A 12,800-nucleotide genomic window follows, 5' to 3' on the forward strand; every position below is an offset into this window, starting at 1 on the left:
GACTCAGCCGTGCCTCACCCGAGATTCAGGTGAGCGCCGACATCGACAGCCATGTCGGCCAGTCGATGGCCCAGTCGTAGACGTCGCCGTCCGCGGCCGAGAGGTCGATGCGGGTGCCGGTGACCTCCACCGGATCGCCGTACATCGCTGTGCCGAAGTACTCCTCGGCGTCCGACAGCGACAGGTTGATGCACCCGTTCGTCACGTTCGATGCGCCCTGGACCCCGACCGTGGCCGGATTCGCGTGAATGAACTCGCCGTTGTTGGAGATCCGTACCGCCCAGCGCTCACGGACGTTCTCGTAGTACGGCGGATTGGACATCAGGAAGTCCTCGTGCTTCTCGGTGACGACGTGGACGCCGCTGCGGGTGACGTTGCGGTCCTCGTTGCCCTCGCCGTAACTGACGGGAATGTCCATGATCGTGACACCGTCGCGGACCACCTGCATGCGATGGCTCGGGGCGTTCGCCTTGACGATCTGGCTGCGGCCGATGGAGAAGTTCAGGCTCACGTCGCCCGCGCCGTAGGCGCCCCCACCGAAGTCGACGCCGTACAGATCGGCATCGACGTTGACGGTCGTGCCGGGCACCCAGTAGTTCGCCGGCCGCCAGTGCGCCCGCGCGCCACGGTCGTCGGGCAGCCACGCCCACGCGCCGGGAGTCGGCGGATTCGTGGTCACCTTCAGTGCCTTCTCGACGGCGGCCTTGTCCGCAATCGGTCCGTCGAACTGGAGGATGATCGGAGCCCCGATGCCGACGACCTGACCGTCGGCGATATTGGTGCGCACCGACGTCGTCGTCACCGGGTCCACGGTCGTGAACGACCCGGCGACCGGGACGGACTTACCGTCCGAACCGACTGCGGTGCCTGTCCACGTGTAGGTGCTGCCGTAGCCGAGGGGTTCGGTCACGGTGAAGGACTGACCGTCGGGGCTCAGCGCACCCTGCACCACCTTGCCGGTGGCATTGGTGAGCGCGACGCCCTGCAGCGTGCCGCCGTCGACACGGATCGAGACCGGTTCGACGGGGTTGACGCCCTTCGCGCCGGAGGTCGGCGTCTGGACCACCTCCGCCACGGGGGCGGCCTCGGCCTTGCTGTCCGTGGCGCCACCCGTAGCGATGGTGCAGCCCGCGAGCAGCGTCACACCCAGCAGGACGGCGACCACCGCCAGCAAACGCGTCCGAATTGACCGAATCCCCTGATCATGCACGGATTCAACGGTACTCGCCGCACGGTAGTGGCTTTCGTCACTCAGACATCGATCAGATGACGACGCCCACCGTGACGGGCTCCGGTTCGAGGCGCACCCCGAACGCGGACTCGACACCGTCCCGGACAGTTCGGGCCAGGTCCACGAGGTCACCCGTGACGGCCTGCCCGCGGTTCGTCAGGGCCAGGGTGTGCTTGGTGGACAGGCGAACCCGCGACTCGGCACCCGGGTAGCCCTTGCCGAACCCGGCACGCTCGATGAGCCAACCCGCGGACAGCTTGGTCAGCTTGGTGCCGGCCGCCCCGGGGAACTGCGGGATCCGCACGTCCGCACCGACCTTCGCCCGGATCGCGTCGAGAATCGTGGGCAGGCTCACGTCCGGGACCACCGGATTGGTGAAGAACGACCCGGCGCTCCACGTGTCGTGGTCGTCGGCGTCGAGCACCATGCCCTTGCCGCGGCGCAGGCCGAGGACCACGTCGCGCACCTCGGCGGTGGGCCGTCGCTCGCCCTCCTCGGCGCCGAGAGACGACGCCAGTTCGCGGTACGCGAGCGGTGCGCTCGAGCCGTCGGGCCGGACGGTCATCTCGACGGCCAGGACCAGCGCGTCGTCGCGGTGCTTGAGGACGCTGGTGCGGTATCCGAGGCCCAGCTCGGACGGCTCCGCCCAGTGCACGTCGCCGGTGGTGCGATCCAGCAGCTGCACGCGTCGCAGCAGCGAGCCCACCTCGACGCCGTACGCGCCGACGTTCTGCACCGGAGTCGCCCCGGTCGAGCCGGGGATCCCGGACAGGCACTCGAGCCCGCCGAGGCCCGCGGCGACGGTCTTGGCGACGACGTCGTCCCACACGGCACCGGCCTGCGCGAGCACGGTCTCGTCACCGAGCTCCACCCCGGCGTCGGCGACGCGGACCACGACGCCGGCGAACCCGTCGTCGGAGATCACCAGGTTGGATCCGCCGCCGAGGATCAGCGTCGGCACCTGCGCGTCGTCGAGGGCGCGGACGACGTCGACGAGGGTCCGGGTGGACGGGCATTCGGCCAGTACCGCGGCGGGGCCGCCGAGCCGCAGGGTGGTCAGGGTCGACAGCGGCACCTGCTCGGACAGCTGGGCGCCGGCGTCGACGAGGCGCCCCCGGATGAGTGGATCCAACACGTGGAAACGGTAGCGTGCCGTCCATGGCCCGACACATCGAGCATTCCGCGCAATACCCCCAGCCCGTCGCGACGGTGCACGCCGCACTCACCGACGAGGGCTACTGGCACGCCCGTCTGCAGCAGGTCGGCGGGCCCGGCGCGAAGCTCGACAAGGTCACCGTCGGTGACGGCACCATCGACGTGGCGATGACGCAGGCCGTCCCCGCCCAACATCTGCCGTCCGTCGTCACCAAGATCCGTCCCGGTGACCTGATCATCACGCGTACCGAATCGTGGGGTGCACTACAGGGCGACCGGGCCGTGGGCACCTTCTCCGCCGAGGTCGAGGGCGCTCCCGGGCAGCTGCGCGGCACCATGACGCTCACCGCGGACGGCAGTGGATCGCTGCTGGTCATGGAGGGTGAGGTCGAGGTCAAGATGCCGCTGATCGGCGGCAAGATCGAGTCGGTCATCGCCGGTCAGGTCCTCGAACTCCTCGACGCCGAGGAGGACTTCACCGGCCAGTGGACATCCTCGGCCGGGTAGCCGCTTTCTCCAACGGACCGGGCACCAGCCGGTAATCTGCCGGTCATGGCCCGTCGTATCGACTACTCCGCCAGGTTCGACCACCCTGCCGAGCTGGTGTACGCCGCGCTGGGCAACCCGGACTACTGGGAAGCGCGGATGGAAGAGATGCGCAAGTACGCCGACAACGCAGGGAACCTCGTCTCACACGAGGTCCACGACGGCGGCATCGACCTGGTGCTGCACCACGTGCTGCCCCGCAAGGACCTGCCGGAGATCGCGCAGACCGTGCTGAAGAAGGACCTGATCATCACCCGCAAGGAGCGGTACACCCCGTTCGGTGACCCCGTGACCGGCACCTACGAGGCCTCCATTCCGGGCGGACCGGGCAGCCTCACCGGCACGATCGAACTGTTCGGCACCGACACCGGGTCCACGCTGCGCACGTCGTCGGAGGCGAAGGTGTTCATCCCGTTCGTCGGCGGCAAGCTCGAGCAGCTGATGCTGGTGAACCTGGTCGACCTGTTCCGCACGGAAGCCGAAGTCACGGCCACCTGGCTCGCCCGGCAGTAACCGGCGTGCGTGAAGGTAAACCCGTCGGCGTCATCACCCGCGGCACCACAGGTATCAATCGGCTGCGCCGAAGCGACCGCTGGCTCGTGCACAGCCCCGCCGTCACGAGGATGCTGCGTGACGCCCCCGACCCGCTGATCGTCGACCTCGGCTACGGCGCGATGCCGGTCACCACGTACGAGATGGCGTCCCGCCTGCGGACGGTGCGCCCCGACGTCCGCGTCGTGGGGCTCGAGATCGACCCGGACCGGGTGGTCGAGGGCCGCGACGGCGTGAGCTTCGCGCGCGGCGGCTTCGAACTCGCCGGCCTGCGACCCACCCTGATCCGCGCGTTCAACGTGCTGCGCCAGTACCCCGAGGACGCCGTCGACGAGGCGTGGGGCCGGTTGCGCGCCGGTCTCGCGCCCGGCGGTCTGATCGTGGACGGCACGTGCGACGAACTCGGGCGCCGCTGCGCGTGGGTGCTGCTCGACCGCGACGGCCCGCGCTCGCTGACGCTCGCCTGGGATCCGTTCGGCGTGGACCGGCCCAGCGACATCGCCGAGCGCCTGCCCAAGGCGTTGATCCACCGCAACGTCCCGGGCGAACGCATCCACGACCTGCTCGTCACCGCCGACCGCGCCTGGGCGACCGCCGCCGGGCTGGCGCCGTTCGGCCCACGGGTGCGGTGGCGGGAGACACTGCATCTGCTCGCCGACCTCGGCGTCCCCGTCGCACCCCAGCGCCGCCGCCTGCGGGACTGCGTCCTCACCGTGCCGTGGAGCTACGTCCGACCCGGGCGGTAGCGCGTACGGTTCACCCGCCGATCGCCGGCATCACCGATCGCGAGCTATGCAGACTCGCAACGGAACTCGCCGATCACGATGCCGCGACGCTACCGGCACGACCCCAGCGCGTGCTCGATCCGCTCGGCGACCTGTTCGGGCCGGCCGTCGCATTCGGCGCGCAGGCGTTCGGGGTCGATGCGGCCGATCGCGACGCCGTCGCTGACGACCTCGTCGAACAGGTCCTGCGCAATCCCGCCGGTCGCGAGGTCGAGTGCGGTGCACAGCGGGGTGGTGATGCCGAACGTCCCGGTCTGTTCAGTGTCCTCGGGTCGCAGTTCCCGGCGGTGCAGCGCAAGCCGGCGGGTGGGTGCGGGTGCCGAGCCCGTCGTCGACAGGTGCACGAAGCTGGGGTGCAGGTGGCCGAGGCCGTGCAGTTCTGCGGCGCTCTGATGCGAGACCACCGCGGCGCCCTCGAACCACGCACACCACTTGGCGTACTCCTCGAGGTCGGTGCGCGGGAATGAGGCGAGCCGGAACAGATCCCGTTCGATCCGCAACCAGGACCCCTCGGCCAGGCGGCCGCCGATATCCTCGGCAGTGCAACCAAGACGCAGCGCCTGCCCGGTCGTGAAATACCCCGCTTGCCGGAGCGCAAGACGACGCAGATCCTCACCCGCCTCAGGGGTGGGTTCTCGCCGCGGATCTGTCCAGCCCGCCATGCAGCAACAGTACTGCGCGGATATGCAGCGGATCACAGTTTTGGCGGAGCCGGTGTCCATACCGATCCCCCATTCACAGAAACCGTTCAGAGTCTTCGGGGAGAATCCTTCTCATGTCGGCACCAGTGAACGCACCCCAGATGCCCACGCCCCCGAAGCCCAAGCGGCGCAAGGCGGTCATGATCTCGCTGATCGTGGTCGCAGCGCTGGTCGTCGCACTCGTCGGCGGTGAGCTGTTCCTGAGGCAGCGCGCGACCAGTTGCATGGAGTCGCAGTTCCAAAGCCAGCTGGGCTCCGACGTGAACGTCAGCCTCAGCTGGAAGCCGGTGCTGTGGCAGATGGTGGGCAAGGACGTTCCGTACGTGAAGATCGACAGCTCCGGCTCGTCGTTCGGCCCCGCTCAGGGGATGGAGGTGCACGCCCGCGCCAACGACATCAAGATCACGGACTCCCCCGACAGCAGCGGCACCATCGGCAGTTCCAGCGCCGATGTCACGTGGTCGACGGCTGGGATCCTGGCAACCGTGCAGTCGCAATCGCTGGGCAACCTGGTCAGCTCGGTGACCTCCGATCCCACAGCGGGGACGCTGAAGTTCGCCGTCGGTCCGGCGGGACTAGCAGACCTGACGGTGCGCCCGTCGGTGCAGAACGGCGGGGTCGTCGTCGAGACGGTAGGCGCGGAGATCCTCGGACTCGGCCTGCCCACGGCGCTCGTCGACGGGATCGTGCAGACCCTGACGGACAGCCTGCAGCAGTACCCGCTGGGCATGGCCCCCACGTCGCTGACCGTCACGGACAACTCCGTCGACCTGAACCTCGAGGGCGGTCAGTACGTGATGCCGCCGCAGGACCCCAACGCGCAGAGCGGCTGCAGCCTGCTCTGACGTCCGGTCAGGACTGGTCCGGCAGCCCGTCGAGCACGGCGCGGGTACCGGACAGTCCCAGCCGGGTGGCGCCGGCCTCGATCATGGCCAGCGCCGCCTCGGCGGTGCGGATGCCGCCGCTGGCCTTGACGCCGAGCCGACCTCCGACCGTCTCGGCCATCAGGCGCACCGCCTCGACGCTCGCACCGCCCGCGGGGTGGAATCCGGTGGACGTCTTGACGAAGTCGGCGCCCGCCAACTGGGCGGCCCGGCAGCTTTCGACGATCGCCTCGTCCGACAGGGCGGCCGACTCGATGATCACCTTCAGCACGGGTCCCGGGCCGATGGCCTCACGAACGGTGAGGATGTCCGCGAGGACCGCGTTGTACTCGCCGGCGACGGCGGCCCCGATGTCGATCACCATGTCGACCTCCGCGGCACCCTGTTCGACCGCGAGGCGCGCCTCGGCGCCCTTGACCAGCGAATGATGCTTACCGGAAGGGAATCCGACGACGGTCGCGACCGCCGGTCCACCCCCCTCGGTCCGCAGCGGCAGCATCGACGGCGACACACACACCGCGTACGCGCCCAGTTCGCGGGCTTCCGCGACCAGCGCCCGGACATCGGCGTCGGACGCCTCCGGTTTGAGCAGCGTGTGGTCGACCATGGCGGCGACTCGGGACCGGCTGAGCGCGATGTCGGACATGCCCCGAAGCTTGGCACAGCTCGTTAGCATCGGTCGTATGGCAGGCACGCACGCCGAGGAGATAGCCGCGACGTTCGACGCGGCCGCCGCCGACTTCGACCTGGTGGCCCCCGATGTGTGGGGTCCGGCGGGGCAGGCGCTGGTGTTCCAGGCCCGACTGAGTCCGGGTGACACGGTCCTCGACGTCGGTAGCGGCACCGGTGCCTCCGCGCTGCCCGCGGCCCTCGCCGTCGGCCCCACCGGGCTGGTCCACGCGGTCGACCTCTCCGACGAGATGCTCGAGCGCGGCCGGGTGAAGGCGTCGGACCGGGCGCTGCTCAACATCGAGTTCGTGTGCGCCGACGCCACCACGTGGGAGCCGCCGAGCACCGTCCCCGACGTCGGCTACGACGCCCTGCTCAGCTCGTACGCGGTGTTCTTCCTGCCCGAGATGGATCAGGCGTTCGCACGGCTGTGCGGTCTGGTGCGTCCCGGGGGCACCGTCGGCGTCACGGCCTGGCAGGACACCGCGCTGCGCGAGTACGCGACGACGTTCCTCGACGCGCTCGGACGGCACCTGCCCGAGCCGCTCCCCGACCGCACCACCGAGATGGAGCCGGCGCAGCGGATCGACAGCACCGACAAGCTGGGCGCGTGGCTCACCGACGCCGGCACCGAGGCGGTCGAGGTGCGCGCACTGTCGAACCTGATCCCGGCGACCGAGGAGTTCTGTTGGAACTTCGTGCTGGGCAGCGGGTTACGCGCAACGCTCACCGGCCTGGCGCCCGACGTGGTCGACCGGGTGCGACGCGAGTTCATGAACCTGATCACCGACCGCGAACTGCACACCGTGGACGCCACGACGCTGGTCGGTACGGCGAAGGTCGTCGGGTTTCCCTGACCTGAGAGACTGGGCCCATGAGTTCAGCTGCCTCGACCGACGACCGTCGTTACGTCTTGTCTCTGGGTTGCCCCGACCGCACCGGCATCGTGGCCCGCATCTCCGCGTTCCTCGCCGAGATCGGCGGCTGGATCGTCGAGGCCGCGTACCACGCGGACGCCGATACCGGTTGGTTCTTCACCCGGCAGGCGGTGCGTGCGTCGTCGATCAGCCTGAGCCTCGAGGAGATGCGCGAGAAGTTCGCGGTGGTGGCCGCCGAGCTGGGTCCCGAGACCGAGTGGACGCTCACCGACACCGGCGAGCGCAAGCGCGTCGTGCTGCTGGTCAGCAAGGAGGGCCACTGCCTGCACGACATCCTCGGCCGCGTCGCCGCCGGTGAGCTGCAGTGCGAGATCGCTGCTGTGATCGGCAACCACCCGGACCTCGAGCGGGTCACCAAGCGCCACGGCGTCGACTTCCACTACGTGTCGTTCCCGAAGGATCCGGCCGAGCGCGGTCCCGCGTTCGAGCAGGTGCGCAAGCTGGTCGACGAGCACGACCCGCACGCGGTGGTGTTGGCCCGATTCATGCAGGTGCTACCCGCGGAACTGTGCGAGCACTGGGCCGGCCGCGCGATCAACATCCATCACAGCTTCCTGCCGTCGTTCGTCGGCGCCCGCCCGTACCACCAGGCGTTCACGCGCGGCGTCAAGCTGATCGGCGCCACGTGCCACTACGTGACGGCAGAGCTCGACGCCGGCCCGATCATCGAGCAGGACGTCATCCGCGTCGATCACACCGACGAGGTGGCGGACATGGTGCGTCAGGGCCGCGACATCGAGAAGCTGGTCCTCGCCCGCGGCCTGCGGTGGCACCTGGAGGACCGCGTCCAGGTGCACGGCCGCAAGACCGTCGTCTTCAGCTGACGGACGCCGGTTGACGCCGCAGTCAGTTCGAGTTGCGCAGGCGCTCGACCTCGGCGTTGAAGTCGGCGACGGCCTCGACCGACGTCATGTGACCGATGCCCTCGAGCACTATCAGCCGGTCGAGGTGCTCGGCGTCGTCGAGGGCCTGCGCCAGGCGGCGGGCGTGTGACGGCGGTGTGAGCCGGTCCGCGGTGCCGACCATGACCGTGGTCGGCACCGTCAGGTTCTTCAGGCCGTCCTTGATGTCGAGGGTGCTCAGCGCCGCGCCCCATCCACCGCGGGTGCGGGGATGACACCCGGTGACGATGCGTTCGCAGAACGCCACCTCGGCGGGTGTCGCGCCGGGCGCCATCGCGACGTACTTGATCGCGCGCGTGGTCATCGGGGACGCCGGCATCGGCATGGCCGATCCGAGGACCGCCCGGCCCACGGGCACCGGCATCCGCGGAAAGCGTTGCGGCAGTGGGATGACCGTGGTCTCGGCGACCAGGCTGTCGGTGCCGGTGCTGGCCAGCAGCACGGAACTGGCGTACCGATCCACCTGCTCGGGGTACTTGCCGGCCCATGCGACGATGCTCATGCCGCCCATGCTGTGCCCGACGATCTCGGCCTTGCGTCCGTCGCGCACCGTGGCGGCGAGGACGGCGGCCAGGTCGTCGGCGAGGACGTCGGGGCTCAGCGGAATCCGACCGATGTCACTGCGGCCGTGACCGCGCTGGTCGTAGGCGATGACGCGGTACTTCTCGGCGAGCGCGTTGATCTGCGGATTCCAGAAGTCGGACGAACACGTCCAGCCGTGGCTGAGCACGATCGGATCGGCGTCGGGCGATCCGTAGGCCCGCACGTGAAGCTCGGTGCCGTCGGCGCTGGTGACCGGGACGATCTCCGGTTCGATCCCCGGAGTGGCGAACAGCGCTGCCTCGTCTCCGGGATCTGCTGTCGCCGACGCGTTCCGCGCCCGCGCCGCAACCACGGCACCACCCGCGAGTGCTACCGCTCCCACGGCACCGATCGACGTCCACAGCGCCTTGTGCGACTTCCGTGCAGCCACTTCCACTCCCCTGTTCCTCTAGCCGGCGCGCGTCGAGTCCGACTCGGGCGCAACCTGTTCGAGCTGACTCGCGGCTTTCGCGAGCGCTTTCGAGATCTGTTCCTCCATCGCCTCGGCGAACAGCGCGTGCACCGCGTCGTGCGCGAGCGGGCGCACCTGGTTCACCAGGGCCGCAACCTCCGAGACCGTTGCCGGGTCGAGGTCGAGCGTGCCGCCCTCGGGGGCGAGGTACCGGTCGGAGACCAGTTCGACGAACCGGGCCGCGACATCACCGAGATCGCGGCGGACCGCCTCGGTCTGCTCGAGAATGTCGGCGAGTGGGACCCCGGCGTCGACGAGGACCTGGGCGGCCTCCATGAGCCGCGGGTTGGCGACGGAGTAGTCCTTGCCGGCCTTCGCGAGGACACCCAACTGGGTGCCGAGCGCGATGTTGGCCTCGGTGGTCTGCTCGCCGAACATCCGGCGCAGTTCCGACATCGTCAGTTTCGCGGCTCGACGGTACTTCTTCCACCGTCCGCCCGGGTCGTCGGTCTCGAGAACGTCGCGGACCTGCAGTCCGTACTGGGCGGCGGTGAGCAGTTCACTGATGGTGGCGAACGTGTATCCACGGTCGAGCATCCGGCTGATGAGATTGAGCCGCGCCAGGTGCGACTCGTTGTACCAACCGGCGCGCCCCTCCTTGCGCGGCGGCGGCAGCAGACCACGATCCTGGTAGACCCGCACATTCCGCACGCTGACACCGGCCTCGCGAGCGAGGTCGTCGATGCGGTATTCCTTCATGTTCCGCCTTCCCCACTGGGACCGCGACGGCGTCAGCGGTTCCGGCGCGGTCGACGGTGTGGGAAATTCTATCGCGGTGAGCGTGGGCACTAGATGTACTGCCCATGGACGTTGATCAACCTGCTGAAGGGAACGTTCCTGCCGATGGCGGAGTGCTGCCGGTGGTGATTGTAGGTGTGCAACCATCCCGGCAGTGCTGCCCGTCTGGCCTGTTCTGACTGGTAGTGGCGGGCGAAGGCCCATTCGGCGGCCATGGTGCGGTGGAAGCGTTCGATCTTGCCGTTGGTTTGAGGCCGGTACGGGCGGGTGCGTTTGTGGATGACCGCGAGCTCGGTGCAGGCCTGCTTCCACAGGTGCGAGCGGTAGCAGCCGCCGTTGTCCGACAGGACCCGTTCGACCGTGACGCCGCGGGCGGCGAACCACGACACTGCCCGTCGTAGCACTCCGACCGCGGTGGCGGCGGTCTCGTCGTCGTGGATCTCGGCGTAAGCGACGCGGGAATGGTCGTCGATCACGGTGTGCACGAATGCGTGCCCGAGGAGGACATCGCGATGGCGGCTGCGTTTCGTGCCGGGAGTGGTCTTGCGGTTCTGCCAGCCCTGTGGACGCCCGACGTAGCGCCAGCCACCACCGTTGGGGATGTTGCCGAGTTTCTTGACGTCGACGTGGATCATCGAACCCGGATACGGGTGTTCGTAGCGGCGGATCACTTCGCCGGTGCGGATGTCGATGTGGGACAGGCGATTGAGTCGGCAGCGGACCAGGACGGCGTGCACGGTCGAGGCCGGCATGTCCAGCCGCGACGCGATCGCTTGCGGGGACAGTCGGCGTCGCCACCGCAGATCGACGATCTTGCGTTTGGTCGGTTCCGGAGTGCGATTCGGGCTCCGGTGCGGCCGGCTGGATCGGTCGACCATGCCGGCCTCGCCCATCTCCTGATAGCGGCCCGCCCATCTCTTGGCGGTCGGCCAGGACACGTTGAAGTGTTCCGCGGCCGTGCTGATGGGCCAGCCCTCGTCGACGATGCGGCGGGCGAGCAGCAGTCGCCCGCGTGGGGTCAGTGGTGCGTTAGCGTGGACCACGAAGGTCTCCTGTCGGTGAGTGGGTGTCTAAGCAACTCCACTTCACGACAGGAGACCTTCTTCGTTCAACGACCGGCTACAGCGTGTCGTCGCAATCGTTCAACCAACCTGCCTGGGCAGTACAACTAGATGACGTGCGCCCGGCGCAGCAGCGCCTTCGACGGTCCGCCGATCAGCCCGCACTCGTCGAGGAACTCGACGGTCTTGCGGGAACCCTCGCGGATCATCTCGTGGTAGTGCGCGTTGTTCCTCGCCGCCAGCTTGGCTTCGTCGACATCGAGTCCGGCCGCCGCGTAGACCTGCTCGTTCACGAGGCACGTGACGATGAAGTACGCGGTGACACCCAGCACCAGACGCTGATAGGCGCGCTTGGGACGCGACAACGTCCTGACTCGTCGGACGGTCTCCTCGCGCGCGAACTTGATGTGCCGGGCCTCCTCGAGCACATGAATCTTGCTCACGGTCCGCGTGATCGGCTGCACCCGCTCGTCCTTCATGAAGTCGCGCTGCATCATGTCGAGGATCTCCTCGGCGAACAGCGTGCCGCCGTAGGCGAGTGATCCCGAGGCCGTCGACTTGAACAGCCGGGCGGAGTTGAGGATCCACCGCTTCGGCCGGTACGACGGGATACCGAAACGCTGCGCCGAGCGCGCGAACATCGTGGAGTGGCGGCACTCGTCGGCGATCTCGTTGAGCGCGAACTGCACGTGCGGGGTGGACGGATCGTGCGAGTAGATGTCACGCAGCAGCATCTGCATGAGGATCATCTCGAACCAGATCCCGGTGCCGGCGACGCTCGCCGCCTCGTGCTGGGTGAGGGTGATCCGCTGCTCCTCGGTCATCCGCTCCCACAATTCGGTGCCGTACAGGCTGCACCACTCGGGGGTCATGCCGTAGAGATCCTCGGGGACGGGCGCTTGCCAGTCGACCTCGACGAGCGGGTCGTACGACTTGCGCGCGGCCGACGCGAGCAGTCGCGCCGCGGTGTCCTGCCGATCCCCCACCCGCATGTGACGAGACTGCCAGGCTTCGGCGGACTCCCGGTGATGAGTGATCGACATCGTCAACTCCTGCTCGGGCCGGCGTTCGCACTCGTCGCGTTCACGCAGGTCATACGCTGGGAAAAGAGGCGGGACACGCCCGCATCCGGGCACGAATCGACGATAACACTGTCACAATGAGCATTGTCAAGGTTTATCTGTAACTTATCGTCAACAGATGGTTGGAGCGGGAGCGGACGGCTACCAGCGAGGTCCACGCTGGATGTCGTCGACCCGCGGGCGGACGTCGACGAGGTACACGCAGATGGCGACCACTCCGATGAGTCCGAGCATGTTGACTGGGCCGAACAGGAACACCACGAGCAGGGCGGCCACCAGGATGCCGAGCCAGATCGGCTTGCTCAACTTGTCCACCGCAGTGAACGCGTCCTTGCGCTGCCGCGCCGCATGAAAAATCGCGAAGGCAGCCCCGGCCAAGGCAACCAGCTTCAGCGCGAACAGGATCAGACCGATGAGACCGCCAGCGATAGTCACGATTCCATTCTACGGAGCCGTCGCCGCGCCGTCCCCCGCACCGTGAGGTACGAAATCGCGGGAGGCG

At 68.5% G+C, this 12,800-nt stretch carries 15 protein-coding genes; 6 read left to right on the forward strand and 9 right to left on the reverse strand.

Annotated features, from left to right (window positions below):
- Positions 1 to 25: 25 nt before the first annotated feature.
- Both HUN07_RS21655 and HUN07_RS21660 read right to left on the reverse strand, forming a co-directional pair.
- The gene (locus tag HUN07_RS21655) at positions 26 to 1,210 is read right to left on the reverse strand and encodes a L,D-transpeptidase (protein WP_174912662.1); all 1,185 of its coding nucleotides are present in this window, start codon (positions 1,208 to 1,210) and stop codon (positions 26 to 28) included.
- Positions 1,211 to 1,262: 52 nt separating this feature from the next.
- A complete protein-coding gene (locus tag HUN07_RS21660; protein ID WP_441346784.1) occupies positions 1,263 to 2,366 on the reverse strand; it encodes a UDP-N-acetylmuramate dehydrogenase in 1,104 nt (367 codons plus the stop codon).
- A 23-nt stretch (positions 2,367 to 2,389) separates the two neighbouring features.
- Here HUN07_RS21660 and HUN07_RS21665 point away from each other — a divergent pair, with 23 nt between their 5' ends.
- Genes HUN07_RS21665 through HUN07_RS21675 form a run of 3 tightly spaced genes read left to right on the forward strand, consistent with a single transcriptional unit; the run spans position 2,390 to position 4,230 of the window.
- Positions 2,390 to 2,893: a DUF2505 domain-containing protein gene (locus tag HUN07_RS21665; protein ID WP_114718671.1), complete on the forward strand. Its 504-nt coding sequence runs from the start codon at positions 2,390 to 2,392 to the stop codon at positions 2,891 to 2,893.
- A gap of 45 nt (positions 2,894 to 2,938) precedes the next feature.
- On the forward strand, positions 2,939 to 3,445 hold the full coding sequence (locus HUN07_RS21670; RefSeq protein ID WP_114718670.1) for a DUF2505 domain-containing protein: 507 nt from the start codon (positions 2,939 to 2,941) through the stop codon (positions 3,443 to 3,445).
- 5 nt (positions 3,446 to 3,450) lie between these two features.
- Positions 3,451 to 4,230, forward strand: a complete 780-nt coding sequence (locus HUN07_RS21675) for a class I SAM-dependent methyltransferase (protein ID WP_114718669.1) — start codon at positions 3,451 to 3,453, stop codon at positions 4,228 to 4,230.
- An 89-nt stretch (positions 4,231 to 4,319) separates the two neighbouring features.
- Here HUN07_RS21675 and HUN07_RS21680 read toward each other — a convergent pair whose 3' ends face one another.
- Positions 4,320 to 4,931 carry a type IV toxin-antitoxin system AbiEi family antitoxin domain-containing protein gene (locus HUN07_RS21680; RefSeq protein WP_174912665.1) on the reverse strand — a complete coding sequence of 204 codons (612 nt, stop codon included), beginning with the start codon at positions 4,929 to 4,931 and terminating at the stop codon, positions 4,320 to 4,322.
- 140 nt (positions 4,932 to 5,071) lie between these two features.
- Between HUN07_RS21680 and HUN07_RS21685 the strand changes: the two genes are divergently transcribed.
- Positions 5,072 to 5,815: an LmeA family phospholipid-binding protein gene (locus HUN07_RS21685; protein WP_174914946.1), complete on the forward strand. Its 744-nt coding sequence runs from the start codon at positions 5,072 to 5,074 to the stop codon at positions 5,813 to 5,815.
- A gap of 7 nt (positions 5,816 to 5,822) precedes the next feature.
- Here HUN07_RS21685 and deoC read toward each other — a convergent pair whose 3' ends face one another.
- The gene (gene deoC / locus HUN07_RS21690) at positions 5,823 to 6,500 is read right to left on the reverse strand and encodes a deoxyribose-phosphate aldolase (protein WP_174912667.1); all 678 of its coding nucleotides are present in this window, start codon (positions 6,498 to 6,500) and stop codon (positions 5,823 to 5,825) included.
- Between the two features lie 37 nt (positions 6,501 to 6,537).
- Between deoC and HUN07_RS21695 the strand changes: the two genes are divergently transcribed.
- Positions 6,538 to 7,380 (forward strand): class I SAM-dependent methyltransferase, encoded by an 843-nt coding sequence (locus HUN07_RS21695; RefSeq protein ID WP_114718666.1) that lies wholly within the window; start codon positions 6,538 to 6,540, stop codon positions 7,378 to 7,380.
- 17 nt (positions 7,381 to 7,397) lie between these two features.
- Positions 7,398 to 8,285 carry a formyltetrahydrofolate deformylase gene (gene purU, locus HUN07_RS21700; protein WP_174912669.1) on the forward strand — a complete coding sequence of 296 codons (888 nt, stop codon included), beginning with the start codon at positions 7,398 to 7,400 and terminating at the stop codon, positions 8,283 to 8,285.
- Between the two features lie 22 nt (positions 8,286 to 8,307).
- Here the strand turns inward: purU and HUN07_RS21705 are convergent, their stop codons facing one another.
- The 5 genes from HUN07_RS21705 to HUN07_RS21725 all read right to left on the reverse strand — a co-directional run bounded on the left by HUN07_RS21705 (position 8,308) and on the right by HUN07_RS21725 (position 12,733).
- Positions 8,308 to 9,342 (reverse strand): alpha/beta fold hydrolase, encoded by a 1,035-nt coding sequence (locus HUN07_RS21705; RefSeq protein WP_174912672.1) that lies wholly within the window; start codon positions 9,340 to 9,342, stop codon positions 8,308 to 8,310.
- A gap of 12 nt (positions 9,343 to 9,354) precedes the next feature.
- Positions 9,355 to 10,116 (reverse strand): MerR family transcriptional regulator, encoded by a 762-nt coding sequence (locus HUN07_RS21710; protein ID WP_114718960.1) that lies wholly within the window; start codon positions 10,114 to 10,116, stop codon positions 9,355 to 9,357.
- A gap of 89 nt (positions 10,117 to 10,205) precedes the next feature.
- Entirely contained in the window at positions 10,206 to 11,198 is a 993-nt protein-coding gene (locus HUN07_RS21715; RefSeq protein WP_174912675.1) for an IS481 family transposase, read from the reverse strand.
- Positions 11,199 to 11,323: 125 nt separating this feature from the next.
- Positions 11,324 to 12,259, reverse strand: coding sequence for an AurF N-oxygenase family protein (locus HUN07_RS21720; RefSeq protein WP_174912678.1), 936 nt, complete (start codon positions 12,257 to 12,259; stop codon positions 11,324 to 11,326).
- A gap of 180 nt (positions 12,260 to 12,439) precedes the next feature.
- Complete coding sequence (locus HUN07_RS21725; protein WP_114718662.1) at positions 12,440 to 12,733, reverse strand: DUF2516 family protein; 294 nt, start codon at positions 12,731 to 12,733, stop codon at positions 12,440 to 12,442.
- Positions 12,734 to 12,800 lie beyond the last annotated feature (67 nt).

The sequence above is a fragment of the Rhodococcus sp. W8901 genome (genome assembly GCF_013348805.1).
Classification (GTDB): Bacteria; Actinomycetota; Actinomycetes; order Mycobacteriales; family Mycobacteriaceae; genus Prescottella.